General features: G+C 67.6%; 21 protein-coding genes, 1 pseudogene and 1 riboswitch. Of the genes and pseudogenes, 8 read left to right on the forward strand and 14 right to left on the reverse strand.

Going from position 1 to position 24,713, the window contains the following annotated elements:
• Positions 1 to 77: 77 nt before the first annotated feature.
• The 5 genes from BLU08_RS07945 (at position 78) to mmsB (ending at position 4,322) form a co-directional block, all read left to right on the forward strand.
• Positions 78 to 1,223 carry an acyl-CoA dehydrogenase family protein gene (locus BLU08_RS07945; RefSeq protein ID WP_090197869.1) on the forward strand — a complete coding sequence of 382 codons (1,146 nt, stop codon included), beginning with the start codon at positions 78 to 80 and terminating at the stop codon, positions 1,221 to 1,223.
• A 7-nt stretch (positions 1,224 to 1,230) separates the two neighbouring features.
• Entirely contained in the window at positions 1,231 to 1,488 is a 258-nt protein-coding gene (locus BLU08_RS07950; RefSeq protein ID WP_090197872.1) for a VOC family protein, read from the forward strand.
• Positions 1,485 to 2,543, forward strand: coding sequence for an enoyl-CoA hydratase/isomerase family protein (locus BLU08_RS07955; RefSeq protein WP_090197875.1), 1,059 nt, complete (start codon positions 1,485 to 1,487; stop codon positions 2,541 to 2,543). The genes BLU08_RS07950 and BLU08_RS07955 overlap by 4 nt, the downstream gene beginning before the upstream one ends.
• A 92-nt stretch (positions 2,544 to 2,635) precedes the next feature.
• Entirely contained in the window at positions 2,636 to 3,430 is a 795-nt protein-coding gene (locus BLU08_RS07960; RefSeq protein WP_090197878.1) for an enoyl-CoA hydratase-related protein, read from the forward strand.
• A 25-nt stretch (positions 3,431 to 3,455) separates the two neighbouring features.
• Positions 3,456 to 4,322, forward strand: a complete 867-nt coding sequence (gene mmsB, locus BLU08_RS07965) for a 3-hydroxyisobutyrate dehydrogenase (protein ID WP_090197881.1) — start codon at positions 3,456 to 3,458, stop codon at positions 4,320 to 4,322.
• Here the strand turns inward: mmsB and BLU08_RS07970 are convergent.
• A complete protein-coding gene (locus tag BLU08_RS07970) occupies positions 4,309 to 5,085 on the reverse strand; it encodes a hypothetical protein (RefSeq protein WP_233995904.1) in 777 nt (258 codons plus the stop codon). The genes mmsB and BLU08_RS07970 overlap by 14 nt on opposite strands.
• Positions 5,086 to 5,143: 58 nt before the next feature.
• Between BLU08_RS07970 and BLU08_RS07975 the strand changes: the two genes are divergently transcribed.
• Positions 5,144 to 5,989, forward strand: a complete 846-nt coding sequence (locus tag BLU08_RS07975) for an NTP transferase domain-containing protein (protein WP_090197887.1) — start codon at positions 5,144 to 5,146, stop codon at positions 5,987 to 5,989.
• A gap of 17 nt (positions 5,990 to 6,006) precedes the next feature.
• Positions 6,007 to 7,332, forward strand: a complete 1,326-nt coding sequence (locus BLU08_RS07980) for a lipopolysaccharide biosynthesis protein (RefSeq protein WP_090197890.1) — start codon at positions 6,007 to 6,009, stop codon at positions 7,330 to 7,332.
• Between the two features lie 4 nt (positions 7,333 to 7,336).
• Here BLU08_RS07980 and gcvPB read toward each other — a convergent pair whose 3' ends face one another.
• The 12 genes from gcvPB to BLU08_RS08040 all read right to left on the reverse strand — a co-directional run bounded on the left by gcvPB (position 7,337) and on the right by BLU08_RS08040 (position 22,245).
• Positions 7,337 to 8,863, reverse strand: coding sequence for an aminomethyl-transferring glycine dehydrogenase subunit GcvPB (gene gcvPB / locus BLU08_RS07985; RefSeq protein WP_233996156.1), 1,527 nt, complete (start codon positions 8,861 to 8,863; stop codon positions 7,337 to 7,339).
• 35 nt (positions 8,864 to 8,898) lie between these two features.
• Complete coding sequence (gene gcvPA / locus BLU08_RS07990; RefSeq protein ID WP_090197898.1) at positions 8,899 to 10,272, reverse strand: aminomethyl-transferring glycine dehydrogenase subunit GcvPA; 1,374 nt, start codon at positions 10,270 to 10,272, stop codon at positions 8,899 to 8,901.
• 170 nt (positions 10,273 to 10,442) lie between these two features.
• Positions 10,443 to 10,814, reverse strand: a complete 372-nt coding sequence (gene gcvH / locus BLU08_RS07995) for a glycine cleavage system protein GcvH (RefSeq protein ID WP_090197901.1) — start codon at positions 10,812 to 10,814, stop codon at positions 10,443 to 10,445.
• Positions 10,815 to 10,819: 5 nt separating this feature from the next.
• Positions 10,820 to 11,953 carry a glycine cleavage system aminomethyltransferase GcvT gene (gene gcvT, locus BLU08_RS08000; protein WP_090197905.1) on the reverse strand — a complete coding sequence of 378 codons (1,134 nt, stop codon included), beginning with the start codon at positions 11,951 to 11,953 and terminating at the stop codon, positions 10,820 to 10,822.
• A 174-nt stretch (positions 11,954 to 12,127) separates the two neighbouring features.
• A riboswitch (glycine riboswitch) is annotated at positions 12,128 to 12,235 on the reverse strand.
• Between the two features lie 111 nt (positions 12,236 to 12,346).
• Positions 12,347 to 14,989 (reverse strand): methionine synthase, encoded by a 2,643-nt coding sequence (gene metH / locus BLU08_RS08005; protein ID WP_090197909.1) that lies wholly within the window; start codon positions 14,987 to 14,989, stop codon positions 12,347 to 12,349.
• A gap of 2 nt (positions 14,990 to 14,991) precedes the next feature.
• On the reverse strand, positions 14,992 to 16,053 hold the full coding sequence (locus BLU08_RS08010; protein ID WP_090197912.1) for a homocysteine S-methyltransferase family protein: 1,062 nt from the start codon (positions 16,051 to 16,053) through the stop codon (positions 14,992 to 14,994).
• Positions 16,050 to 17,015 carry a methylenetetrahydrofolate reductase [NAD(P)H] gene (metF, locus tag BLU08_RS08015; protein ID WP_090197915.1) on the reverse strand — a complete coding sequence of 322 codons (966 nt, stop codon included), beginning with the start codon at positions 17,013 to 17,015 and terminating at the stop codon, positions 16,050 to 16,052. Before metF ends, BLU08_RS08010 begins: the two co-directional genes overlap by 4 nt.
• Positions 17,016 to 17,043: 28 nt before the next feature.
• Entirely contained in the window at positions 17,044 to 18,063 is a 1,020-nt protein-coding gene (locus BLU08_RS08020) for a metalloregulator ArsR/SmtB family transcription factor (protein ID WP_090197918.1), read from the reverse strand.
• A gap of 82 nt (positions 18,064 to 18,145) precedes the next feature.
• On the reverse strand, positions 18,146 to 19,105 hold the full coding sequence (locus tag BLU08_RS08025) for an NAD(P)H-binding protein (RefSeq protein ID WP_090197921.1): 960 nt from the start codon (positions 19,103 to 19,105) through the stop codon (positions 18,146 to 18,148).
• A gap of 134 nt (positions 19,106 to 19,239) precedes the next feature.
• The gene (locus BLU08_RS08030; protein ID WP_090197924.1) at positions 19,240 to 20,223 is read right to left on the reverse strand and encodes a protochlorophyllide reductase; all 984 of its coding nucleotides are present in this window, start codon (positions 20,221 to 20,223) and stop codon (positions 19,240 to 19,242) included.
• A gap of 94 nt (positions 20,224 to 20,317) precedes the next feature.
• A complete protein-coding gene (locus tag BLU08_RS08035) occupies positions 20,318 to 21,682 on the reverse strand; it encodes a TolC family protein (protein ID WP_090197927.1) in 1,365 nt (454 codons plus the stop codon).
• On the reverse strand, positions 21,679 to 22,245 hold the full coding sequence (locus tag BLU08_RS08040) for an efflux RND transporter permease subunit (RefSeq protein ID WP_233995905.1): 567 nt from the start codon (positions 22,243 to 22,245) through the stop codon (positions 21,679 to 21,681). The genes BLU08_RS08035 and BLU08_RS08040 overlap by 4 nt, the downstream gene beginning before the upstream one ends.
• Positions 22,246 to 22,339: 94 nt before the next feature.
• Between BLU08_RS08040 and BLU08_RS08045 the strand changes: the two are divergent.
• Positions 22,340 to 23,708, forward strand: a pseudogene (locus BLU08_RS08045) (IS1380 family transposase).
• 657 nt (positions 23,709 to 24,365) lie between these two features.
• On the opposite strand, the gene BLU08_RS08050 reads toward BLU08_RS08045, so the two are convergent.
• Positions 24,366 to 24,593 carry a helix-turn-helix domain-containing protein gene (locus BLU08_RS08050; protein ID WP_157674484.1) on the reverse strand — a complete coding sequence of 76 codons (228 nt, stop codon included), beginning with the start codon at positions 24,591 to 24,593 and terminating at the stop codon, positions 24,366 to 24,368.
• Positions 24,594 to 24,713: the final 120 nt, after the last annotated feature.

The raw sequence follows: 24,713 nt of genomic DNA on the forward strand, positions 1-24,713 counted from the left end.
ACGGACCAGCAAAATCCGCAGGCGCCCGCGCGCGCCTGCCTCTTTCCCTGCCCCCGGCCGGGCGCTAAGGGCAGGCCATGACAGGACAGTTCCAGCTCACCGAAGACCAGCTCGCGATCCAGGAGGTCGCCCGCCGCTTCACCGCCGACAACATCACGCCTAACGCCGCCGAATGGGATGAAAAGCACATCTTCCCGCGCGACGTGATCACGCAAAGCGCCGACCTCGGCTTCGGCGCGATCTACGTGTCGGAAGAATCGGGCGGGATCGGCCTCGGCCGGCTGGAGGCCGCGCTGATCATGGAGGCCATGGCCTATGGCTGCCCCTCCACATCCGCCTTCATCTCGATCCACAACATGGCCGCGTGGATGATCGACCGCTTCGGCTCGCAGGCGGTCAAGGACAAGTATCTCCCGCAGCTCATCACGATGGAGCACATCGCGAGCTACTGCCTGACCGAGCCTTCGTCCGGCTCCGACGCCGCCGCGCTCAAGACCACGGCGAAGCGCGACGGCGACGATTACATCCTCAACGGGACCAAGCAGTTCATCTCCGGCGCAGGGCAAAACGAGGTCTATGTCGCCATGGTCCGCACCGGAGAGGACGGGCCGAAAGGCATCACCTGCATGGTGATCGAGAAGGACATGGCGGGCGTCTCCTTCGGCGCGAACGAGAGGAAACTCGGCTGGCATTCGCAGCCGACCGCGCAGTTGATCCTCGAGGACGTGCGCGTTCCGGCGGAAAACATCGTCGGAGGCGAGGGCGAGGGTTTCCGCATCGCGATGCAGGGGCTGGACGGCGGACGGCTCAACATCGGCGCGTGTTCGCTCGGCGGGGCGCAGCGCTGCCTCGACGAGGCGATCCGCTACACCAAGGAACGCACCCAGTTCGGGCAGGCCGTCGCCGAGTTCCAGAACACCCAGTTCACGCTTGCCGACATGGCGACCGACCTCGAAGCGGCGCGCGCCTTGCTCTACCTCGCCGCGGCGAAGGTGACCGACAACGCGCCCGACAAAACGCGCTTTTCCGCCATGGCGAAGCGCCTTGCGACCGACAGCGGATCGGCGATCGTCGACCGCGCGCTGCAATTGCATGGCGGCTACGGCTATTTGCAGGATTATCCGGTGGAGCGGTTCTGGCGCGATCTGCGCGTCCACTCGATCCTCGAAGGCACGAACCAGATCATGCGGATGGTCGTAGGGCGGGACCTGCTGCGGCAGTAGGCGGCAGATGTCCGTCCTTCGTTTCGCCATGACCACGCTCGTCATGCCCGATTACGACGCCGCGCTCGATTTCAACGTCGGCGCGCTCGGCTTCGCGCCGGTCCTTCTCGAAACCGCGAGCTTTGCGGAAAGCCATGCACGCTTTACAGCATCGGGGGTGACCTTCGAGGGGGAACCGCGTCACGAGGCCTATGGCACGGTTGCGGTGTTCCGGGACCCCTTCGGCAATCGCTGGGACCTGATCGAACCGAAAGCACACGAATGACCAACGAAGTCCTCACCCGGAAGACCGGCCGCATCGGCCATATCTCGCTCAATCGGCCCAAGGCGATCCACGCGCTGACGCTGGAGATGTGCCACGCGATGAGCGCGGCCTTGCGCGAATGGGAGCACGACGACGCGGTCGAGGCGGTGATCCTCGACCATGCGGAGGGGCGCGGCTTCTGCGCGGGCGGGGACATCGCCATGCTGCGCGATTCCGCGCTCAATGACGGCGGGGTTTCGGGGCGCAGGTTCTTCCACGACGAATACCAGTTGAATCACCAGATGTTCACCTATCCCAAGCCCATCGTCGCCTTCATGGACGGCATCACGATGGGCGGCGGGGTCGGCATCTCGCAGCCCGCGAAATTCCGCGTCGCGACCGAGAACACGCGTTTTGCCATGCCCGAATCGGGCATCGGCCTGTTCCCCGATGTCGGCGGCGGCTGGTATCTTGCGCGGATCGGCGGGCGACTGGGGCAGTTCCTCGCGCTAACCGGCGCGCGGCTCGACGGGTCGGAGGCGCTGTGGACCGGGATCGCGACGCATTACGTCGAAAGCTCCATGCTCGAGGACATCAAGGCGCGCATCGCCCAGCATCCCGAGCGGATTTCGGGCATCCTGTCCGAACCGACCGGCACCCCGCCCGAGGCGCGGATCAAGGCCAATGCCGACAAGATCGTGCGCCACTTCGCCTCCGACACCTTCGAGGACATCCTTGCCAGCCTCGACAAGGCGGCGGACGCGGGCGCCGACTGGGCGGCGAAGGAGCGCGACACGCTCGGCACCAAGAGCCCGCAGACCTGCAAGGTCGCGCTGCGGCAATTGGCCACTTCGGCAGCGCTCACCGATTTCGCGGACAACATGCGGATGGAATACCGCATCGCGAGCCGCGTGCTCCTGCGCCCCGATTTCGCCGAGGGCGTGCGCGCGGTGATCGTGGACAAGACGGGCGATCCCAAGTGGGACCCCGCCACCCCCGAGGGCGTGACCGAGGAACTGCTCGACGCGATCTTCGCGCCCCTGCCGCCCGAGGAAGAGTGGCAGCCCTTATCCTAGAGGTCATCCCCGCGAAAGCGGGGACCCGGGGCGGCACGAGGACACACCAATCCCAGGTTCCCGCCTTCGCGGGAATGACAAGTGGAGAGACAATGACCTACGAAACCATCACCGTGGAGAAGAACGCCGAGGGCAATACCGGCGTCACCCTGATGACGCTCAACCGGCCCAAGGCGCTGAACGCGCTCAATTCGCAGGTGCTGGCCGAACTGATCGACGCCTTTGCCGATTACCAGGCCGACGCAACCCAGCTCTGCGCGGTGCTGACCGGGAGCGGCGACAAGGCCTTTGCCGCCGGGGCCGACATCAAGGAAATGCACGACAAGGCAGCGGCCGATTTCTACCTTGACGATTTCTTCGCCCCCTGGACCAGCGAGATCGTGAAGAAGACCCGCAAGCCGTGGATCGCCGCGGTCAACGGCTTTGCTCTCGGCGGCGGGTGCGAGCTGGCGATGATGGCAGACTTCATCATCGCTTCGGACAAGGCGAAGTTCGGCCAGCCCGAGATCAAGCTGGGCGTTGCGCCGGGCATGGGCGGCTCGCAGCGGCTGACCCGCGCGATCGGCAAGGCGAAATCGATGGAGATGTGCCTGACGGGCCGCATGATGGGCGCGGAAGAGGCCGAGCGCGCGAACCTCGTCGCCCGCGTGGTGCCGCATGAGGAACTGGTCGCCGAGACGCTCAAGACCGCCGCGACCATCGCCGCCATGCCGCCGATGGCCGCGATCGCCAACAAGGAGATGGTAAACGCCGCCTTCGAGATGACGCTCGACCAGGGGCTCGTCATGGAGCGCCGCATCTTCCAGATCCTCACCGCATCCGAGGACAAGGCGGAAGGCATGGCCGCCTTCATCGAGAAGCGCGAAGGGCAATGGAAGGGGCGGTGACGATCGCTTCGGGGAGAGAGAACACATGAAAATCGCCTTCATCGGCCTCGGCAACATGGGCGGCGGGATGGCCGCGAATCTGGTCAGGGCGGGGCACGACGTGCGCGCCTTCGACCTCAGCGAACAGGCGCTCGCCGCAGCGAAGGACGCGGGATGCGAGACCTTCGGCACGGCCAAGGAAGCCTGCGCGGGCGCCGAGGCGGTCGTCACCATGCTGCCCAACGGCGGAATCGTGAAACAGGTCTATTGGGACGACGTGATCGGCCATGCCCCGGAAGGCGCGGTCCTGCTCGACTGCTCGACCATCGACGTCGAGACCGCGCGCGAGGTGATCGAGGTGACCGAGGCGCACGGCTACGACATGGTCGATGCGCCCGTTTCCGGCGGGATCGCCGCGGCCAATGCGGGGACGCTGACCTTCATGGTCGGCGGCACGGACAAGGCCTTCGCCCGCGCCGAGCCGATCCTTCAGGCGATGGGCAAGGCCGTGATCCATGCGGGCGATGCGGGCAATGGGCAGGCCGCGAAGATCTGCAACAACATGTTGCTCGCGGTCCAGATGATCGGCACCTGCGAAGCCTTCGCCATGGCCGGAAAGCTGGGGCTCGACGCGCAGACCTTCTACGACATTTCCAGCGTGTCCAGCGGCCAGTGCTGGTCGATGACGAGCTATTGCCCCGTCCCCGGCGTCGGCCCGGAAAGCCCGGCGGATCGCGACTACGCCCCCGGCTTTGCCGCCACGCTGATGGTCAAGGACCTGCGCCTTGCGATAGAGGCGGCGGAAAAGGCGGGCGCGAAGACCGCGCTCGGCTCCCACGCCAAGGCGATCTACGAGGCCTTTGCCGAGGAGCACGGCGGGCTCGATTTCTCAGGCATCATCAAGACGCTCTGATTTCGGCGATCACGCTTTCGAGCCATGCGCGCGGGGCCTCGCGCCGCGAGCCTATGTCGGCGACGAATTCCTGCCCGCGCGAAACCGCTCTCAGCTTGCCGCCCCGCAGCCAGCGGTCCGCCCGGTCGTGATAGGACAACCCCCCGCGCCGCAACCAGTCCGGCCGCCGCCAAAGGCTCGGCCGCCCGCCCGGCACGGTGAGGCGGAGCGCCTCGCTCGCCCGGCCCGCGACGCGCCCCTCGCCGCGCCAGATGCAGTCGTTGCGCGCGTGCATAGCGAGCGCATGGGGATGGCCGCGCTCGACCAGTTCCGCGGGCGCGCCGGCTGAAAGCGGGATTAGTTCCGCGACCCTGAGATAGCCGAAGATGCGGTGATGGGGTTCGCCGCCCGACTCTTCGCGAAACAGGCCGAAGAACAGGAAGACATCGCCCGCGCCCACTCCCTGCCGTTCGAGATGCGTCTGCGCCGCGCCGCACTGGCCGAACAGGCACTCGCCTTCACGCGTGAACATCGGGTCGTGGTGGCACGCATCCCCCGCCCCCAGCCGCCCCCGGCTCGCCCGCGCGGCATGGTCGCCAAGACCGAGATCGCCATAGGTCGTCACGCTCGCCGCGCCTGCCGCATTCCTCGCCGCCGGGATCGGCAGGCTGACCGGCCGGCCTGCCACGATCGGCGAAGGCCCGCCCCCGGCGCTGGTGTCGAAACCCTTGCGGGAGAAGACGATCTTCATCGGCCCAGCCTGCACCGCGACCGGAAGTTGCACAAGTGCGCCCCGCTCTTGCTTGGCTTCCCCGGCGACGCGGTCTAAGGCGCGCCTCGCAATGTCACAGCACGCCCCCCAACCCCGTTCCGTCACCGCGCTCGTCATGGCGGGCAAGCGTTCGGGCGCGCTCGATCCGCTGGCCGCGGCGGCGGGTGTCGCGCAGAAGGCGGTCGTGCCGGTCAACGGCGTGCCGATGATCGAGCGAGTCGTCGCCGCGGTCGCCGCCTGCCCCGAGGTCGCCGCGATCCGCATCGTCGCGCACGACAAGGACGAGATCGCCGCGATCCCCGCGATTGCCGCGCTGGTCGAGGAAGGCCGCCTCGCCTTCGCCGAAGGCCGCTTCAACATCGTCGACAGCGTGCTTTCGGGCGCTGAAGGGGTCGAGTTTCCCCTCCTCATCACCACCGCCGACAACTGCCTCGTGACGCCGGAGGGCTACAGCGAATTCATCGCAAAGTGCCGCGCCGAGGACGCGCAGGGCGCCGCCGGGCTCGCCCGGCGCGAGGCGGTGCAGGAAGCCGATCCGCTGGGGCAGACGCGCTTCTACGAATTCTCCGACGGCGGCTATTCCAACTGCAACATGTACTGGATCGGCAGCCGCGAGGCGCTCGCGGCGGCGGAAATCATGCGCGAGGGCGGGCAGTTCGTGAAATACCCCAGCCGCATCATCAAGGCCTTCGGGCTCATGAACCTCGTCCGCTTCCGCCTCGGCTGGGGGTCGAAGGAAAAGCTCTTCGCGCAGATCTCGCGCCGTTTCGGGTTCAAGCTGGTGCCGATCGTGCTGTCGGACGGGCATTACGCGATCGACGTCGACAACGAACGCACGCTCGCCGTGACCGAGAAGATCCTCAAGCGCCGGGAAGGCGACAGGACCGGGGGCGACGGGAGCGTGGGCGCGGCGTAAGTCGCGGCTTGCGAGCGATGAAACGCCTTTTCGCCAATATCGGATGGCTTCTGGGCGGGCGCGGCTTCAACGCGGCGATGAGCCTCGTCTACATCTACCTCGCCACCAATGCGCTGGGGATCGAGAGCTTCGGCCATTTCGCGATTCTCGTCGCGCTGGGCCAGACGGTGACGGGGCTCGCCAATTTCCAGACCTGGCAGTTCATCGTGCGCTGGGGCGCGAACGGCCGCAATGCCGAGGGCGAACCGGTGATGGACTCCGCCCGCGCCGCCGAGGCGACCGGCTTCGCCATCGCGCTGGACCTCCTTTCCATCGTCATGGGGACCATGGTCGCAGCCCTCCTGGTGTGGAGCGCGCCGCTCTGGCTGCCCCTGCCGGAAGATCTCCTGTGGATCGCGTTCGGCTATTGCTTCGTCTCGCTCGCCGCGATCCGCACGACGCCGACGGGGCTCCTGCGCCTGCGCTTCCGCTATGCGAGCGCGACCGCGGCGGAAGCCGTGCAGCCCGCGATCCGTGCCGCCGGCGCGGTGCTGGCGTGGTTCCTGATGCCGAACGTGCTCGGCTTCATCCTTGCCTGGGCGGCGGCCGAGGTCGCGGTCGCCATCGCGCTGTGGATCGTCGCGACGCGCGACGCGCCGATCGACCTTTCCGCGCTCAGCCTTCGCCGCATCCCCGCGCGCCATCCCGAGGCGTGGCGTTTCGTCTGGTCGACCAACCTGTCGGGCAGCCTCAACATCGCGGGCAAGCAGGTGATCGTGCTGCTGGTCGGGACTTTCGGCGGGGCCGCGCTCGCGGGGGGGTTTCGCGTGGCGGCGCAGCTGGGCCAGGCGCTGGTCACGCTCGCCCAGACGATCTCCAAGGCGATCCTGCCCGAGCTTGTCCATGACGAGGAGAACGCGCTCTCCATCGCCCGGCGCATGGCGAACATCGCGGTGATCGCGGGCGTGATCGCGGTGGCGACCGCGCTGCTCGGCGGGCGCTGGGCGCTGAGCGTCATCGCGGAGGAGGATTTCAGCGCGTTCTACTGGGCGATGGTGATCCTGTCGATCGCGGGCGCGGTCGAACTGGTCGGCGCGAGCCTGGAATCGCTGCTGGTATCGGCCGGGCGGGCGGGGACGGCCTTTCTCGTGCGTGCGGTACCGACCGCGCTTTCGCTGGTCCTGCTCGAAGTGGCGATCGACTGGAACGGGGCGAAGGGCGCGGCCTTCGCGGTGCTGGGGGCGAGCAGCCTTGCCGTGATCGGATTCTACGTCGCGATCCTCAACCTCAGGGAAATCCGCATCCTTGTCGGCGAGCCGGAAGGAGCGGAGGCGGAGCCGGAGGAAACCCGGCCCCGCCCCTGACGCATCACGCGCCGGCTTCGCTCCAGGTGAGCTTCGGCTTCCTTGCGGCGGTCGTCTCGTCGAGGCGGCGGCGCGGGGCGTAGTAGGGCGCCTGCCTCAGCGTCTCGTCGCCCGCCCTCGCCCGTTCGACCAGCGAACGCAGCGCGGTGATGAACTGATCGAGGTTCGCCTTGCTCTCGGTCTCGGTCGGCTCGACCAGCATGGCGCCGTGGACCACCAGCGGGAAATAGACCGTCATCGGGTGGAAGCCCTCGTCGATCAGCCCCTTGGCGAGGTCGAGCGTGGACAGGTCCCCGCCGAAATCGCGGTCGCCGAACAGCGCTTCGTGCATGCACGGGCCGGAGGCGGCGAAGGGCGCGTGGAGGATGTCCTCCATGTTCCGCAGGATGTAGTTCGCGTTGAGCACCGCGTCCTCGGCGACCTGCTTCAATCCGTCCGCGCCGTGGGAGAGCATGTAGGTCAGCGCGCGGGTGAACATGCCCATCTGGCCGTGGAAGGCGGTCATCCGGCCGAAGGAAGGCCCGCGTTCCTCGCGGTTTTCCTCCTCGACGAGATAGTAGTGTTCGCCGTCCTTCCTGACGAAGGGCAGCGGGGCATAGGGCGCGAGCGCTTCCGAGAAGACCACCGGGCCAGAACCCGGACCGCCGCCGCCATGCGGGGTGGAAAAGGTCTTGTGCAGGTTGATGTGCATCGCATCGACGCCGAGATCGCCCGGCCGCACCCGGCCGACGATGGCGTTGAAATTCGCCCCGTCGCAATAGACATATCCGCCCGCCTCGTGGACCGCATCGGCGATGGTGCGGAAGTCCTTTTCGAACAACCCGCAGGTGTTGGGGTTGGTGATCATCACGCCCGCGACGTCCGGGCCGAGGCGCGCCTTCAGTTTCCCGACATCGACCCGGCCCTCTTCGGTCGCGGGAATGTCCTCCACCCGGTATCCGGCGAAGGCGGCGGTGGCGGGGTTGGTGCCATGGGCGCTTTCGGGGACGAGCACGACTTCGCGCGCATCGCCGCGCGCCTCGTGCGCGGCGCGGATCGCGAGGATGCCGCACAATTCGCCATGCGCGCCGGCCTTGGGGCTCATCGCGACGCCGGGCATACCGGTGAGCCTGCACAGCCATTCGCCCAGTTCGTGGATCACCTGCAGCGCGCCCTGCACCGTCTGCTGGGGGGCGAGCGGGTGGATGTCGGCGAAACCGGGCAGGCGCGCGACCTTCTCGTTCAGGCGCGGGTTGTGCTTCATCGTGCAGGACCCGAGCGGGAAGAAGCCGAGGTCGATCCCGTAGTTCTGGCGCGACAGGCGCGTGTAGTGGCGCACCGTCTCCGGTTCGGTCAGCCCGACGAGGCCGATCGGTTCGGCCCGTTCGAACCCGCCGAGGCGGTTGGGCGCGGCGGGATCGATGTCGGGAAGGTCGACTCCGGTCGTTTCGGCACGGCCGATCTCGAACAGCAGCGGTTCCTCGAGCATGAGGGCGCGGTTGCCGGTCGTGGTCGGGGGACCATTGTGCATCCCGTCTTCCGCGACTTCCATCGCGGGCTTCCAGCCCGACTTGTTGGGGGCGTTCATCACACGGTCTCCTTGACGAAGGCTTCGAGTTCGGTCGCGAGGGTTTCGATGTCCTCTTCGGTGGACATTTCGGTCACGGCCACCAGCAGCGCGTGTTCGAGCGCCTCTACCCCTGGATAGAGGCGGCCCAGCGAAACCCCGCCGAGCACGCCGCGGTCGGCGAGGCCGCGGACGATCTCGCGCGCGGGCCGGCCGCCGAGCATCACGGTGAATTCGTTGAAGAACGAATTGTTGAGCACCTCGACGCCCGGCACCTTCGCCAGCCGGTCGGCGGCGAGGCAGGCGAGGCGGTGGTTCTCCGCCGCGAGTTCGCGCAGGCCCTTTTCGCCGAGCAGCGTCATGTGGACGCTGAAAGCGAGCGCGCAGAGCCCCGAATTGGTGCAGATGTTGCTCGTCGCCTTCTCGCGGCGGATATGCTGTTCGCGGGTGGAAAGCGTCAGGACGAAGCCGCGCCGCCCCTCGGCGTCCACGGTCTCGCCGCACAGGCGGCCGGGCATCTGCCGGACGTGCTTGGGATCGCGCACCGCGAACAGGCCGAGATAGGGCCCGCCGAACTGCAGGCCGACGCCGATCGACTGGCCTTCGCCCACGACGATGTCGGCGCCCATCTCGCCGGGCGAGCGGATCGCGCCGAGCGCCACCGGCTCGGTGTTGACCGCGACCAGCAGCGCGCCCTTTTCATGCGCGGCCTCGGCGACTTTCGACAGGTCGCTGATGCGCCCGAGAATGTCGGGATATTGCACCACGACGCAGGCCGTGTCCTCGTCGATCCGCGCGATCAGCCCGTCGAGATCGGCCTCGGGCTGGATCGAAGGTTGCGCCGCCGCGATCTCGTCGCCGGTGAACTGCGCCATGGTCTTGACGACCTCGGCGTAATGCGGGTGGAGCGCACCCGACAGGACCGCGCGCTTGCGCTTCGTCACGCGGGTCGCCATCGCCACCGCCTCCCAGCACGCGGTCGAACCGTCATAGAGCGAGGCGTTCGCAACCGCGCAGCCATAGAGGCGGGCGACCTGCGTCTGGAACTCGAACAGCATCTGCAGGGTGCCCTGCGCGATTTCGGGCTGGTAGGGCGTATAGGCGGTGAGGAACTCGCCGCGCTGGATCACCGTGTCCACGCTCGCGGGCACATGGTGGCGATAGGCGCCCGCGCCGAGGAAGAAGGGCGCGTCCCCGGCGGCGAGGTTCTTCGCCGCACGCGCCTTCATGTGGCGTTCGACCGCCATCTCGCTGGCGTGCATGGGCAGGCCGTGGATCGGCCCGTCGAGCCGCGCGACCTCGGGCACGTCGACGAACAGGTCGTCGATCGATCGCGCGCCGATGCTGGCCAGCATTTCCTGGCGGTCGGTGTCGGTGAGGGGAAGGTAACGCATCGTTCTTACTCCATAATCCCCTCCTCTTCGGAGGAGGGGCAACGAGACTTGGCGGCTTGCCGCCCAGTCGCGGTGGGGTGGTGCCTTGACCGGCCGGGCCGTCGCCCGCCCCGACCACCCCAACCCCGGATGCCTGTCCCCGCGAAGGCGGAGGGGGGCAGGAGGGGGGCTTACAGGTTCGCCAGGAATTCCTTGTAGGCGTCCTCGTCCATCAGGCCTTCGAGCTCGCTTTCGTCGGCGACGTTGACGCGGAAGAACCAGCCGTCGTCCTCGGGGCTCGAATTGACGAGGCCCGGCTCGTCCTCGAGCGTCGAGTTGATTTCGGTCACCTCTCCACTGATCGGCGCGTAGACGTCGCTAGCCGCCTTGACGCTTTCGACCACGGCGGCTTCCTTGCCCTTCTCGACCTCGTCGCCGACGGTCGGCAGTTCGACGAAGACGATGTCGCCCAACTGGTCCTGGGCATATTCGGTGATGCCGACGGTGGCCGAATCGCCCTCGACATCGATCCATTCGTGTTCATCGGTGAAGTAACGCGGCATCGGTTTCAGCTCCCTCGGTAATAGCGATGCGGGACGAAAGGCATGGGCGAGACGGTGGCGGCGAGGCGCCTGTTCCGGACCTCGATTTCGAGCGGCGTGCCCTCGGCGGCGTGGTCCGCGCCGACATAGGCCATCGCGATCGGGTGGCCGAGCGTGGGCGAGAAGCCGCCGCTCGTGACCTTGCCGACCAGCGTGTCGCCGGAATAGACCGGCGCGCCCTCCCGCGCGGGCAGGCGGCCCTCGACCCGCAGGCCGACGCGGGTGCTGGCGCAGCCATTGCCCAGCTTAACCGCGCAGGCCTGGTGGCCCATCCAGCCACCCGCCTCACGGCGTTTCTTCGACAGGGCGAAGCCGAGCCCGGCGCTGACCGGGTCGATTTCGCTGGTGAGGTCGTGGCCGTAGAGCGGCAGGCCCGCCTCGAGCCGGAGCGAATCGCGCGCGCCAAGACCGGCGGGCCTGACCCGCTCGTCCGCGACCAGCGCATCGGCGAGACGTTCGGCGGCGCCGGCATGGACCGAGATCTCGAACCCGTCCTCGCCGGTATAGCCCGCCCGGCTGATCCACAGGGGCACGCCGTTCCAGTCGAACGCGGCGGCGCGCATGAAGGTGAGTTCGCCCGTGCCCGGGACGAGCGCGTCCAGCACTTCGGCCGCCTTCGGACCCTGGAGCGCGAGCAGCGCCTGGTCCTCGTAATGGGTGAGCGTGACCTCGTCGGGCAGGTGTTCGCGCAGGTGGGCGATGTCGTCCCACTTGGTAGCGCCGTTGACGACCAGCGCGATGTGCGCACCCGTATTGGTGATCATCAGGTCGTCGATGATCCCGCCCGCCTCGGTCAGCAGCAGCGAATAGCGCATCCGCCCTTCGCCGAGCGAAGTGACGGAGCCGGGGACAAGCTTTTCGAGCTCCTGCGCCGCGCCCTCGCCCGAGACGGACAGCTGGCCCATGTGGGACACGTCGAACAGGCTCGCGCTCGTCCGCGTCCATTCGTGTTCGGCGACGATGCCCCCATGCTCCCCGGCATACTGGATCGGCATTTCATAGCCCGCAAAGGGAACCATGCGCGCGCCGCGGGCGCGGTGCCACGCGTCGAGCGGCAGGGTGGCCGGCGGCTGGTCTTCAATGGTATCGTCGTCGCTCAAATCATGTCCCCGTCAGGTGGCGGCAGGTGGGCGAACGCCTCGCGGCGCGCCCTTCGTTCCTGCCCCCTCTGTCGGGAAACCTGAGAGCTTAGCCGCGCGACCTTGGACCGGCGCGGGGCATTCCCCTTCGGTGGTGCCGGCATGATGGGCCCGACACGCTTTCCAGAGTGCCCATGCCTGTTCGCGGTCCTTTGGCCTGAGAGTTTCCGGGGCGGTTGCTCCTTCGGCGCCATGCCCCCTTGCCGGTGCGGCGTGGGGGCCAGTCTCTCCCGCGAAAGACGCCGGAATCGCTTCCGGCAGGCGGTTGTCATGTTGCGCATGCGAAGGGTTTGGTCAATCGTCGGCGCGGCGTTTCGCGTTCGGGCGAAACTTTCGTGCGGATAAACTCCTCTCCTAGTCGAGATTGGGCCTGAGCCAGCGCTCGGCAGTGGCGATGTCCACCCCGCGCCGGGCGGCGTAATCCTCCAGCTGGTCGCGCCCGATTCGCGCCACGCCGAAATAGGCGCTTTCGGGATGGGCGAAGTAGAAGCCCGACACCGCGGCGGTGGGATACATGGCGAAGCTTTCGGTCAGTTCGAGCCCGACATTCTCCTCGGCCTTGAGCAAGTCGAACAGGATCGGTTTCAACGAATGGTCCGGGCAGGCCGGATAGCCGGGCGCCGGGCGGATGCCGCGATACTGCTCCTTGATCAGCGCCTCGTTGGTGAGCTGTTCGCCCGGCGCATAGCCCCACAGGTCGGTGCGGACGTGCTGGTGCAGCCGTTCGGCGAAGGCTTCGGCGAAGCGGTCGGCGAGCGCCTTCAGAAGGATGTCGGAATAGTCGTCCCTGTCCTCCTGGAAGCGTTCGATGTGGGGGTCGATCCCGTGAATGCCCACGGCAAAGCCGCCGATCCAGTCGCCTTCGGGGGAAACGAAATCGGCAAGGCACATGTTCGGCCGCTCGCGGCTTTTCCTTACCTGCTGGCGCAGGAAGGGCAGGCGCACCTCGCCTGCCGAGCCATTGGCGCGAGAGGGATCGTGGATCGTGACATCGTCGCCTTCGCGCACGCAGGGCCACAGGCCCGCAACGCCGCGCGCGGTGAGCCATTTCTCGCCGATGATTTTTTCCATCATCGCGTCGGCATCGGCCTTGAGGCTGCGCGCGCTCTCACCCACCACATCGTCCTCGAGGATGGCGGGGTAATTGCCGTGCAGTTCCCAGGCGCGGAAGAAGGGCGTCCAGTCGATATATTCGGCAAGCTCGCCGAGATCCCATTCGTCGAATACGTGGAGGCCCGGCTTGCGCGGCGCAACCGGCTTTTCCTGCGCGGGCGAGGCGAAGCCGTTGGCGCGCGCCTCCTCGAGCGGCAGCAGGTCGCTCTGCCCCTTGTTCGCGCGCGCGTCGCGGACCTTTTCGTATTCCGCCGCCGTGTCCTCGACGAAGGCATCGCGCTGCGTGTCCGAGAGCAGGCGCGAGGCGACCCCGACCGCGCGGCTCGCATCGAGCACGTGGATGACGGGGCCTTCATAGGCCGGATCGATCTTGAGCGCGGTGTGGACCTTCGACGTGGTCGCCCCGCCGATCAGCAGGGGCATGGTCATGCCGGCGCGCTGCATTTCCTCGGCCACGGTCACCATCTCGTCGAGGCTGGGCGTGATGAGGCCCGACAGCCCGATCATGTCGGCCCTGTTGTCGTTGGCGGCCTTCAGGATGTCGGACCACGGCACCATGACGCCAAGGTCGATCACGTCGTATCCGTTGCACTGGAGCACGACGCCGACGATGTTCTTGCCGATGTCGTGCACGTCGCCCTTGACCGTGGCCATGATGACCTTGCCCTTGGCCTTGCGCTCGCTTTCGGGGAGGAGGTCCTTTTCCGCCTCGATATAGGGGATGAGGTGGGCGACCGCCTTCTTCATCACCCGCGCCGATTTCACCACCTGCGGCAAGAACATCTTGCCGCTGCCGAACAGGTCGCCGACGACGTTCATGCCGTCCATCAGCGGGCCTTCGATCACCTCGATCGGGCGTCCGCCGCGCGCATCGGTGGCCGCGCGCATTTCCTCGGTGTCCTCGACGATGTGCGCGTCGATGCCCTTGACGAGCGCGTGTTCGAGCCGTTTTTCCACCGCCCAGCCGCGCCATTCCTCGGCGGCCTTTTCATCCGCGACGCTCTTGCCCTTGTAGCTTTCGGCGAGGTCGATCAGCCGTTCCGTGGCGTCCGCACGGCGTGCGAGGATCACGTCCTCGCAGGCATCGCGCAAGGCAGGGTCGATCGTGTCGTAGACGTCGAGCTGGCCCGCGTTGACGATCGCCATGTCGAGCCCGGCGGGAATGGCGTGATAGAGGAACACCGAATGCATCGCGCGGCGCACGGTCTCGTTGCCGCGGAAGCTGAAGGAGAGGTTGGACAGCCCGCCGCTGGTCTTGGCGTGGGGGCAGAGCGCCTTGATCTCCTTCACCGCCTCGATGAAGTCGAGCCCGTAGCGGTCGTGTTCCTCGATTCCCGTGGCGACCGCGAAGATATTGGGGTCGAAGATGATGTCCTCGGGGGGAAAACCTTCCGCCACCAGCAGGTCGTAGGCGCGCTTGCAGATCTCGACCTTGCGCTCTTTCGTGTCGGCTTGCCCGACCTCGTCGAACGCCATCACCACGACCGCAGCGCCATAGGCCATGCAGGTGCGCGCCTGTTCGAGGAAGGCGTCCTCGCCCTCCTTCATGCTGATCGAATTGACGATCGGCTTGCCCGAAACGCATTTCAGCCCCGCCTCGATCACGTGAAATTTCGACGAATCGATCATCACCGGCACGCGCGCAATGTCGGGTTCGGCGGCGATCAGCTTGAGGAAGGTCGTCATGGCGTGGACCGCGTCGAGCAGGCCCTCGTCCATGTTGACGTCGATCACCTGCGCGCCGTTTTCGACCTGCTGGCGCGCGACTTCGACGGCGGTGGGGTAGTCCCCCGCCATGATGAGCTTCTTGAACCGGGCCGAGCCGGTGACATTGGTGCGTTCACCGATATTGATGAAGCGCGAAATCGAGCTTTGTTCGTTCATCGTCAGGCAGCAACCACGAAGGATTCAAGCCCCGCCAGCCGCATCGCGACCGGGGGCGTGGGAATGGAGCGGGGGGCGACGCCTTCGACCGCCCGCGCGATCGCGGCGATGTGTTCGGGGGTGGAGCCGCAGCATCCGCCAAGCACGTTGACCTGGCCGTTCCGCGCCCAGTCGGCGACGAAGCCCGCGGTCGTCTCGGGCGCCTCGTCATATTCGCCAAGCTCGTTGGGAAGCCCGGCATTGGGATAGACCATCAGCAGGGTGTCGGCGAGGCCGGAGAGGCTCTTAACATGGGGGCGCAGCTGTTCCGCACCGAAGGAGCAGTTGAGCCCGATCGTCACCGGCCTTGCGTGGCGCACGGCGTACCAGAAGGCATCGACCGTGTGGCCCGACAGGTTGCGGCCCGAAAGGTCGGTCAGCGTCATCGAGATCATCACCGGGACCTCCCGGCCGAGTTCGCGCTCGAGCTGCTTGACCGCCATCACGCCCGCCTTGGCGTTCAATGTGTCGAACACGGTCTCGATCAGGATGAAGTCGCAGCCCCCTTCGACCAGCGCGGCTGCCTGTTCGTGATAGACATCGACCAGTTCGTCGAAATCGATCTCGCGGAAACCGGGGTCCTCGACATCGGGGCTGAGCGACAGCGTCTTGTTGGTCGGCCCGATCGCGCCCGCGACGAAGCGGGGGCGTCCGTCCCCTGCCTCGTATTCGTCGCACAATTCCCGCGCGATCCTGCCGGAGGCGAGGTTGATGTCGCGCACCCTGCTTTCGGCCCGGTAGTCGGCCTGGCTGATGCGGTTGGCGGAAAAGGTGTTGGTCGAGACCACGTCCGATCCCGCCTCAAGGTAATTGCGCGTGATGTCCGCGATCACGTCGGGCCGGGTCAGGGCCAGGATGTCGTTGTTGCCCTTCTGGTCGGCGGGAAGGCCGAGATCGCCCGCATAGTCCTCCTCCGACAGCTTGCGGTTCTGGATCTGCGTGCCGAAGGCGCCGTCGGAAATGAGCACGCGTTTGGCCGCTTCGGCGAGGAAGGTCCGGCGGGCTTTTGACGGGGCGAGACTCATGCGGCTTCTCCCTGCACGGCGGCGGCAGGCGCGGCGGCGGCTTCGCCGACCGGGCGTTTGCCGAGCATGTGGCAGATCGCATAGGCGAGATCGGGCCGGTTCAGGGTGTAGAAGTGAAAATTGCGCACCCCGCCCGCATAGAGGCGGCGGCACAATTCGGCGGCGACGGTCGCGGCGACGAGCTGGCGCGCGGCGGGCTTTTCGTCGAGCCCTTCGAACAGGCCGTCCATCCAACCGGGAATGGTCGCCCCGCAGGCGCCCGCGAACTTCCGGGCCTGCGCGACATTGGTGACCGGCAGGATGCCGGGGATCACCGGCTTGTCGATCCCGCTCGCGGCGAGAGCATCGCGGTAGCGGAAGAAGGTTTCGGGCGAGAAGAAGAACTGCGTGATCGCCCGGCTCGCGCCCGCATCGAGCTTGCGCTTGAGATGGTCGATGCAGGCCTGCGGGCAGTCGGCATCGGGATGGGTTTCGGGATAGGCCGCAACCGAGATGTCGAAATCGGCGATCTCCTTGAGCCCCGCGACCAGCTCCGCCGCGCCCGCATAGCCATCGGGGTGAGGGGTGAAGGGCGCACCCGGCTCGCCCGCGTCCCCGCGCAGGGCGACGATGCGGCGCACCCCCGCTTCCCAGTACTGCTCGGCGACCTCGCGGATTTCCGCCTTCGACGCACCGACGCAGGTGAGATGCGCCGCCGCCGGAAGCCCGGCTTCGCGGATGATGCGCGAAACGGTCGCATGGGTCCGCTCGCGCGTGGAACCGCCCGCGCCATAGGTGACCGAGACGAATTCGGGCGCGAGCACCTTCAATTGCTGCACCGCGTCCCACAGCTGCGCTTCCATCTTCTCGGTCTTGGGCGGGAAGAATTCGAAGCTCACGTCGACATCCCCCGGCAGGCCCGAGAAGAGCGGCGTGTCGAGCGCGGTGCGGTGTTCGTGAAGCTCGTCGAGGGTCGGGGGCATAAGTCTCACCGTCTTGGCAGGAGGGGGTTCAGGAGGATGCGGCTTCGGCGGGCACGGCGCGGGCCGCGGGTGGGCGGGCGCGTTCGCCGCCGCGGGGCGGCCCCTGGCGGGTGCCGAGCCAGATCTTGACGACCAGTTCCCCGCCTTCGAGCGCAACCGGATCGGCGGGCGTGAACCCGGCGCCGCGCAACAGGCCCGCGACCTGCGCATCGGTGAAGCCGAGGCGGGCGTGCTGGTGGCGGGTGCGCAGTTCCTCGCGGTCGTGGCTGGCGAAATCGACGATCGCGATCCGCCCCTGCCCGCGCGTCACCCGCCCGGCCTCGCCCAGCGGGAGCGCGGGGTCGGGGGCGAAATGGAGCACCTGGTGGAGCACCACCGTGTCGAAGCTCGCCGCCTCGAAGGGCAGGTCGGCGAAATCGCCCTGGACGAGATCGACCCGCGCCGCGGGCAGGTGCTGGAGCCGCGCGCGGGCGACGCGCAGCATCTCGAGGTTCTTGTCGAGCGCGACGATCCGCGCGGCATGGTCGGCGAACACCTCCGCGATGCGCCCCGTCCCCGTGCCGATGTCGAGCAGCGCACCCAGCGGGGCGCCCCCCAGCGCGCCGAGCAGGGCCGCCTCGACCTTTTCGTCGGGACTGTGGAGCGCGCGCAATTCGTCCCACTCGCTCGCATGGCGGGCGAAATAGGCATGGGCGATTTCCTCGCGCGCGGAGCGGATCGCGGCGAGCTTGCGCCGGTCGGCCTCGCAGATGGCGGCGAATTCGGCGTCCTCGGCTTCCGCCGCGGCGAGCAGGCGCAGCGCGCCTTCGGCCAGCGGGGCATCAACCCCGGGTCCGGCGGCGCTCCTGAGGAAGACCCAGCTGCCCTCGCGGCGGCGTTCGGCCAGGCCCGCGTCGCACAGGATGCCGACATGGCGCGAGACGCGCGGCTGGCTCTGCCCGAGCACCTGCGCGAGTTCACCCACGGCCAGCTCCATTTCCGAGAGCAGCCGGGCGATCCGCAGGCGGGTCGGGTCCGCCAGCGCCTTGAAGAGTGCATCCATCTGCATGGCTGCGATCCCATATAAAGATATTTTTATATGTGTAAATCCGCCATGGCGTCAATTCGCCATCGGCTGGCGCCCCGTGCCGTCAGCCGTCCGCCGCGAGCAGGCGGGCGTAATGGTCGCGCAGGGTCTCGCTGCCGAATTCGGGCGTCGCCTCGGCCGAATAGGCCCCGGTCGCGGGGTCGAACACCAGCATGCTCTCGGTCGCGTAGTAATGCGCGATCCGCGCGTATTCGGCCTTTTCGGCGAACCATTCGGAAAACGGTGCACCGAGGCCGAGCACGCGCGCGGCGGCCGTGAACATTCCGGGCGGGACCGACCTGAAAACCGGCTCGCGTCCGGCAAGCTCGCACAGCAGCGCACCCTGCTCCCTGAGGCTGATCGCCGGGCCGGGGCCGCCGACGGGCAGGATCCGGCCGCGCTTGTCCGGATCGGTCACGCAAAGCGCGAGGAAGCGGCCGAGGTCGGCGTCGCCGATCGGCTTGCAGCGCGTCAGTTCCCCGTCGCCGAACACGAGGAAGGGCTTGCCCGCCCGCACCCGCCTGACCTGCCCGGAAAGCGACTTGAAGAAGGCGGTGGGGCGCACGATCGTGTGCGCGAGCGGGCTTTCGGCGAGCCGCGCCTCGAAGCGCAGCTTTTCGTGCTGGAAGGCGAGCCGGGGGCGCTGGACGCAGATCGCGGAAAGCAGGATGAAATGGTCGGCGCTGCCCGCGTCTTCGGCCGCTTCGAGCAGGGCGAGATTGGCCGCGTAATCGACCGCGCGCGCGTCCCGTGGCGAGCCCGAGCGCGAGGCGATGCAGGACATCACCGCCGCGGGGCGCGCCTCGGCGAAGACCGCAGCGAGCGCGGGGCCGTCGGCAAGGTCGGCAAAATGCACCGCGCAGCCCCAGCTTTCGAGCGCGGCGGCAGCCTCGCGGCCCGAGGCGCTGTCCCGCAGGACGCAGGCGACCGCGTGACCCGCCTCGACCAGCGCGCGCGCGGCGGCGTGGCCGATCGTGCCGCTCGCTCCGGCGAGGAGCACCTTGCGCCCGGATTGCGATTCCATCCCCTTGCGACCCCTCCCCATGCTTGCGGGACGGTTCATGGATGACAGGCGGAGCGCTTGTCAAAGCCCCGTTCGAGCGCGGCGATCAGGGCGCGGGGGTTCCGGCTCGGAATGCGACGGCGCGCGAGACAAACTCACGCGGGTTCGCGGACGCGCTCCTCCAGTCCGACGAGCCTTGCGGTGAGGTCCCACAATTCGCGCGCGCGCGCAGCGTCGGTGGCCCTCGGCGACAGGCTCTGGGCGAAGGCCGCGCGGCCTTCGCGCTGGCGATTGCCCCAGCTCCAGTGGACGCCCGATCGCGCGAAGGCCGGATCGGCAACCACGTCCGCGACCCGCTCCCCCGCGAGCGGCTGCGAGACATAGCCCCCGGTGATGTTCTTCTGGAACCACGGGAAGATCCGCTGGAAGGCCCTCGGCGCATGGCGGAACAGCGGCGTGTCCGCGACGCAGCCGGGATAGAGCGTGGTGAAGACGATGCCGGTCGACTCGTGGAAGCGGGCGTGGAATTCGCGGCTCATCATCATGCAGGCGAGCTTGCTGTCCTTGTAGGCCTTGCCCGGCTTGAACGGCTTGCCGTCGATCATCGCGTGCGGCCCGGTGAAGCCCGCCTTCAGCCCTGCGAAATCGCCGAGGTCGGCGGGGGCGGGAATCGGGATCTTACCGCCGAATTCCTCGGAATTGGCGGTCACCGTGCCGAGCGTCACCAGCCGGGCGTCGCGCGCCCGGACGAGTTCGTCGAGCAGCAGGTTCGCCAGCAGGAAATGCCCGAAATAATTGGTCGCCACGGAAAGCTCGAAACCTTCCGGCGAGCGCAGCGGCTCTGCAAGGCGCGGCATATAGGTCGCGGCGTTGCAGACCAGCGCGTCGAGCGGGCGGTCGAACGCACGGAATTCCTCCGCGAAGGCGCGCACGCCCGCAAGACTGCCGAGATCGAGCCGCATGATCGTGCGGCCTTCCGGCGCGATGCCGATCTCGCGCGCGGCGGCCTCGGCCTTGGCGGTGTCGCGGCACGCCATGACGACGTGCCAGCCGCGCGTGACGAGCGCCTTGGTCGCCCACAGGCCGATGCCCGACGAGGCCCCGGTGATGATGCAGATCGGCGTGTGACCCGTAGCCATGCCTCAAATCCCTCCCGACATGAATCGCCCCCTCGCCCCGTTCAAGCACAGTCGGGCCATGCCGGTAAAGGGCGCGGTGGGGCGCAGCGGGCGTTCAAACAGTCTCGGTGGGGGCGCCGACGGCGGTGAAGAGGTCGATATAGGCCTGCGCGAGCGCCGCCTCCGCATCGATCAGCGCCTCGCGGCTGCCGATCAACTGGCGCTGCACGTCGAGCACGTCGAACAGCGAGGCGAGCCCTTCGCGGTAGAGCGCGTTGGACTGTTCGAAGGCGGCCTCGCTTTCCTCGACCGCACTGGCAAGCTCGTCGCGGCGGTCCTCGGCGCTGCGGATCGCGACCAGCGCGCTTTCGACCTCGGCGAGGCTTTCGAGCAGGGCCTGGCGATAGTCGGCGAGCGCTGCGCCGAGCGCGGCCTCGGCAGCCTCGACCTCCGCCCGGCGGCGGCCCCCGTCGAGGATCGGCACGTCGAGCACGCCCGCAAGCCCGGCGACCGCCTGCGAGAACAGCCCGTTCACGCTGTCGTCGCCCAAGGTCACGAAGCCCGGCAGGCGCAGCGCGGGGAGGAGATCGGCGCGCTCGACCCCGACCCGCGCAGCGGCGCCGGCGATGTCGGCTTCGGCAAGCAGCAGGTCGGGCCGCGCGCGCAGCAGGTCGGCCGGAACGCCCACGCCCGGCCCGCGCGCATAGTCGGGGATTTCATCGCGGCCGTCGGCTTCGGGCACGGCGGCGGGCGGCTCGCCCGTCAGCACGCTCAGCGCATTGGCGGCGCGCGCCCGCGCGAGCAGGAGCGGGCCGCGCTGGGCGAGGGTGCGCGAAAGGTCCGCCGCGGCACGGCGCACGTCGAAATTGGACGAAAGGCCCGCTTCCTCGCGGAGTTTCACGATCCGCAGGGTCTGGCGCTGGAGATCGGCGGATTCGTCGAGCAGGCGCAGCCGCGCCCCGGTGCGGCGCAGTTCGACGAAGCGGTTCGACACCGCCGAGGCCAGCAGGCGGCGGCGGTCGGCGAGGAAATAGTCCGACGCCTCGACCTCTGCCAGCGCCTCGGCCCGTTCGGCGGAGAGGCGGCCGTTGAGATCGATCACCCACACCCCGCCCAGTCCTGCGCTCGTCTCGTCGAGGAAGCCGCCGCCATCGTCGATCGAGCCGCCGAGCGCGGCTTCGCCGTCGACCGTGGGCAGGAAATCCGCCTGCTGCGCGCGCAACAGCGCGCGCGCCTCGGCCAGCCGCGCGCGCGCCGCATCGAGCGTCTGGTTGCGGGCGAGAGCCTCGGCCACCAGCGCGTCGAGTTCGTCCTCGCGAAAGCCCCGCCACCATGCCTCGTCCGGTCCGGCCGGGGGGCGGGCATCGGCGAAGTAATCGGGCGGCAGGGCGATGCTCCCGGCCGGTTCGACCTCGGGGATCCGGGGCGAGACGCAGCCCGCGAGCAGAACCGCCCCGGCAAGAGCGACGGCGAACCTCATGCGGGAAGCCCCTGCGGCTCCTTCTCCCCGCTCTCGGCCATTTCCCGGCGATAGCGCGCGTAATCGACGCTGCGCGGGGAGGTGAGCGGGGCGATCAGCGCGTAGAGCGCAGGCACGAGGAACAGGGTGAACACCGCCGCGATGCCGAGCCCGCCGAAGATCACCCAGCCGATCGCCTGCCGCGCCTCCGCCCCCGCCCCGCTCGACAGGATCAGGGGCAGCGCGCCCAGCACGGTCGAGATCAGCGTCATGCAGATCGGGCGCAGGCGGATCGCGGCGGCAGAGGCGATGGCATCGCGCACGGACGCCCCGTCCTCGCGCCGCTGGTCGGCGAATTCGACCATCAGGATGCCGTTCTTCGCCATCAGCCCGATCAGCATCACCAGCCCGATCTGAGAATAGATGTTGAGCGAGGTGCCCGAGAAAAACAGCGCGTAGATCGCAGCGGCCAGCGCGAAGGGGATCGAGGCGAGGATGACGAAGTGGCTCGCCAGGCTTTCGAACTGCGCGACGAGGACGAGGAACACGATCAGCAGGGCGAAACCGTAGCCCGGATTATTCACCGGCAGTGGTCTGACGGGTTGGCGGGAGTGGCGTAAGCATTTGCATTGTTGTAGGAATGTGGTTGCTTAAGCCAGACCTGCAACGGGGCAAAATATGCCACAGACCACACCCGCCGGATGCGATGATAGCGCGTCCGTATTTTCGTTTCCAGCAGTGCGCGGCAAGAAGGTCACAGCTGCGTTTGACGGCGGCAGGCTGACTTCGGATGGCGGGGTGCTGGTGCTGGCTCAGGCCGAGCGCATGATGGGGCTCTGCCAGCGGCTTGCGGCGTGTATTGCCGATCCGCGCGATCCTGCTCGGGTGGTTCATCGGCTTGAAGATATCCTGCGCGCGCGGATGTTCGCGATCGCCTGCGGCTATGAGGATGCCGATGATCTCGACGCTCTGCGCGATGATCCGGGCTTCCGCCTTGCGCTGGGCAAGCTGCCGGGATCGGGTGCGGGGTTGGCCAGCCAACCGACGATGAGCCGCTGGGAGAATGCGCCGAGCACGCGCGAGCTGGCAAAGATGCTGGGGATCATGATCGACATCTACTGCGCCAGCTACCCCACTCCGCCGGCGGCGGTGACGCTGGATATCGATGACACCTGCGACGTCGTGCACGGCTATCAGCAACTCTCCTTCTGGAACGGACATCATGGGGAGCGCTGCTTCCTGCCGATCCATGTCTACGACACGGCAACGGGCCGGCCGGTGGCGATGCTGCTGCGCAGGGCAAGACGCCTTCTGGCAAGGAGGCGGCGGGCCATATCCGCCGCCTGGTGCGTCATCTTCGCCGCCACTGGCCTGATACCCACATCACCATCCGCGGTGACGGGCATTATGGACGGCCCGAGGTCATGGCCTTCTGCGAGGCGGCCCATGTCGATTACGTGTTCGTCTGCCGACCAACGCCGCGCTGCGCGCTGATCCGGTTATCGTCACTGCCGCCGATGCCTGCGCGGTCCGCCGCGCCGAGTGCCAACTCCCGGTCCTGCGCAGCTATGCCGAGACCCGCTACGGCGCGAAGAGCTGGAACCGCCAGCGCCGCGTCGTCGCCAGGATCGAGGCCAGCACGCTGGGCATGGATATCCGCTATGTCGTCACATCGCTAACCCAAGGCTCGGCTGAATACATCTATGACACGCTCTACTGTGCGCGCGGGCAGGCCGAGAACTTGATCAAGCTGCACAAGACCCAGCTGGCCAGTGACCGCACCTCGTGCCGGTCGGCGAACGCCAACCAGATGCGCCTGATCCTGCACACCGCTGCCTACTGGCTGCTGTGGCGCGTTCAGCAGGCGATCCCAAAGACCACCGCTCTGGCAAAAGCCGAGTTTACGACCCTGCGCCTGCGGCTGCTCAAGGTTGCTGCCCGCGTCATGGAAAGCGCCACCCGCATCCGCGTAGCGTTCGCCTCTGCGTGCCCCGATGCCGATCTGATGCGTGCCATCGTTCTCGCGCTCAAGCCTGCGCCGACGTAGCGGGCGCGGCAGTGCCGCAGAAACCCCGAGCCAAGTCCTTCAACCAGAAAAGCCCATCGATCACAGCGCGGTGAAACAGACGCCAGCGGTGCCGCACGCCCGCTCTACGCCGCCGCACGCAGCAGTGGCGTCAAGCTCGCGCCGAGAGGCGCCCAACCGCATCGCCGTGAATAAGAGAGGTTAGGCGCCTGCGCTCATGCGCCAATTCAGCCCATCGGATCGATCGCCGCTCGGAAGGGGACAATTTGCGCCCGTTTTTAGCCGGTAGGAAACCGTCCCTTCGCAGCATTGCCTTCACCGCCAGCGCATCGGCGGTGGTGCCATTATAGCAGGCCACAAGGACGCCATCGGGCGCGCTGGCACAGGGTTTGATCGCGGTCCCCCGGTCCCGGCTGGAATGGCCGGGCGTAGGGATCAGGGCATTCCCATTGCAGACTTTGCCGCCATAGAAGCGGGCTATTTGATTGATATTCATTGATAAAGTTCACCTGTTTCGCAAGCAAGCTTGCGGTGGTGAGACGGACAGCCGTGAAATTTTGTTGGACTGTCCGCCCCGAATTTGGCAGGTGAGCAGCATCCAAGGGGAGACAGTTTCCAAGGATGCGAGCGCTGATAAGGTTGCCGCCTTATCGGCGCTCTTGCTTTCCCGCCAAAGCTTCAGTCATTGGCAGATTGCTCGGCCAGACTTTCATACCAGCGCTCGGCGTCCTCGCGCCTGATCCGGACCGCTCGTCCGATCTTTACGTGAGGAACGTCACCCCGATCGCGCAAACGATACGCGGTCGAACGGCTGATATTGTATTCGCGGCAGAAGTCGCGCACGGTGATCAAAGCTGCCATCGCAAGCCCTTTCGATTGTGGCAGTGATCGCTTGGGGAATTCCAAAGCGATTGTCCCTGAAGTTTCGCGGAACGCCCCCGCGTCGCCTCAGTGACCACTAGACTATTGATGGGCGCCGTAATCAGCGCAAGCGTTGTTTAACCCTTGGCGGTGATTCGCTTGGGG

Origin of the sequence: Erythrobacter sp. HL-111 (genome assembly GCF_900105095.1) — a bacterium.
Classification (GTDB): domain Bacteria; phylum Pseudomonadota; class Alphaproteobacteria; order Sphingomonadales; family Sphingomonadaceae; genus Erythrobacter.

What these genes read in the sequence shown, in the direction of transcription:
- mmsB (WP_090197881.1), top strand. Translation starts at nt 3,456, where the DNA reads ATGAAAATCGCCTTCATCGGCCTCGGCAACATGGGCGGCGGGATGGCC.
- BLU08_RS08035 (WP_090197927.1), bottom strand. Translation starts at nt 21,682, where the DNA reads ATGAGGTTCGCCGTCGCTCTTGCCGGGGCGGTTCTGCTCGCGGGCTGC.
- BLU08_RS07975 (WP_090197887.1), top strand. Translation starts at nt 5,144, where the DNA reads ATGTCACAGCACGCCCCCCAACCCCGTTCCGTCACCGCGCTCGTCATG.
- BLU08_RS07945 (WP_090197869.1), top strand. Translation starts at nt 78, where the DNA reads ATGACAGGACAGTTCCAGCTCACCGAAGACCAGCTCGCGATCCAGGAG.
- BLU08_RS07950 (WP_090197872.1), top strand. Translation starts at nt 1,231, where the DNA reads ATGTCCGTCCTTCGTTTCGCCATGACCACGCTCGTCATGCCCGATTAC.
- BLU08_RS07955 (WP_090197875.1), top strand. Translation starts at nt 1,485, where the DNA reads ATGACCAACGAAGTCCTCACCCGGAAGACCGGCCGCATCGGCCATATC.
- BLU08_RS08010 (WP_090197912.1), bottom strand. Translation starts at nt 16,053, where the DNA reads ATGAGTCTCGCCCCGTCAAAAGCCCGCCGGACCTTCCTCGCCGAAGCG.
- BLU08_RS07960 (WP_090197878.1), top strand. Translation starts at nt 2,636, where the DNA reads ATGACCTACGAAACCATCACCGTGGAGAAGAACGCCGAGGGCAATACC.
- metF (WP_090197915.1), bottom strand. Translation starts at nt 17,015, where the DNA reads ATGCCCCCGACCCTCGACGAGCTTCACGAACACCGCACCGCGCTCGAC.
- BLU08_RS07980 (WP_090197890.1), top strand. Translation starts at nt 6,007, where the DNA reads ATGAAACGCCTTTTCGCCAATATCGGATGGCTTCTGGGCGGGCGCGGC.
- BLU08_RS08025 (WP_090197921.1), bottom strand. Translation starts at nt 19,105, where the DNA reads ATGGAATCGCAATCCGGGCGCAAGGTGCTCCTCGCCGGAGCGAGCGGC.
- gcvPA (WP_090197898.1), bottom strand. Translation starts at nt 10,272, where the DNA reads ATGCGTTACCTTCCCCTCACCGACACCGACCGCCAGGAAATGCTGGCC.
- BLU08_RS08020 (WP_090197918.1), bottom strand. Translation starts at nt 18,063, where the DNA reads ATGCAGATGGATGCACTCTTCAAGGCGCTGGCGGACCCGACCCGCCTG.
- BLU08_RS08030 (WP_090197924.1), bottom strand. Translation starts at nt 20,223, where the DNA reads ATGGCTACGGGTCACACGCCGATCTGCATCATCACCGGGGCCTCGTCG.
- metH (WP_090197909.1), bottom strand. Translation starts at nt 14,989, where the DNA reads ATGAACGAACAAAGCTCGATTTCGCGCTTCATCAATATCGGTGAACGC.
- gcvPB (WP_233996156.1), bottom strand. Translation starts at nt 8,863, where the DNA reads ATGGAAGTCGCGGAAGACGGGATGCACAATGGTCCCCCGACCACGACC.
- gcvH (WP_090197901.1), bottom strand. Translation starts at nt 10,814, where the DNA reads ATGCCGCGTTACTTCACCGATGAACACGAATGGATCGATGTCGAGGGC.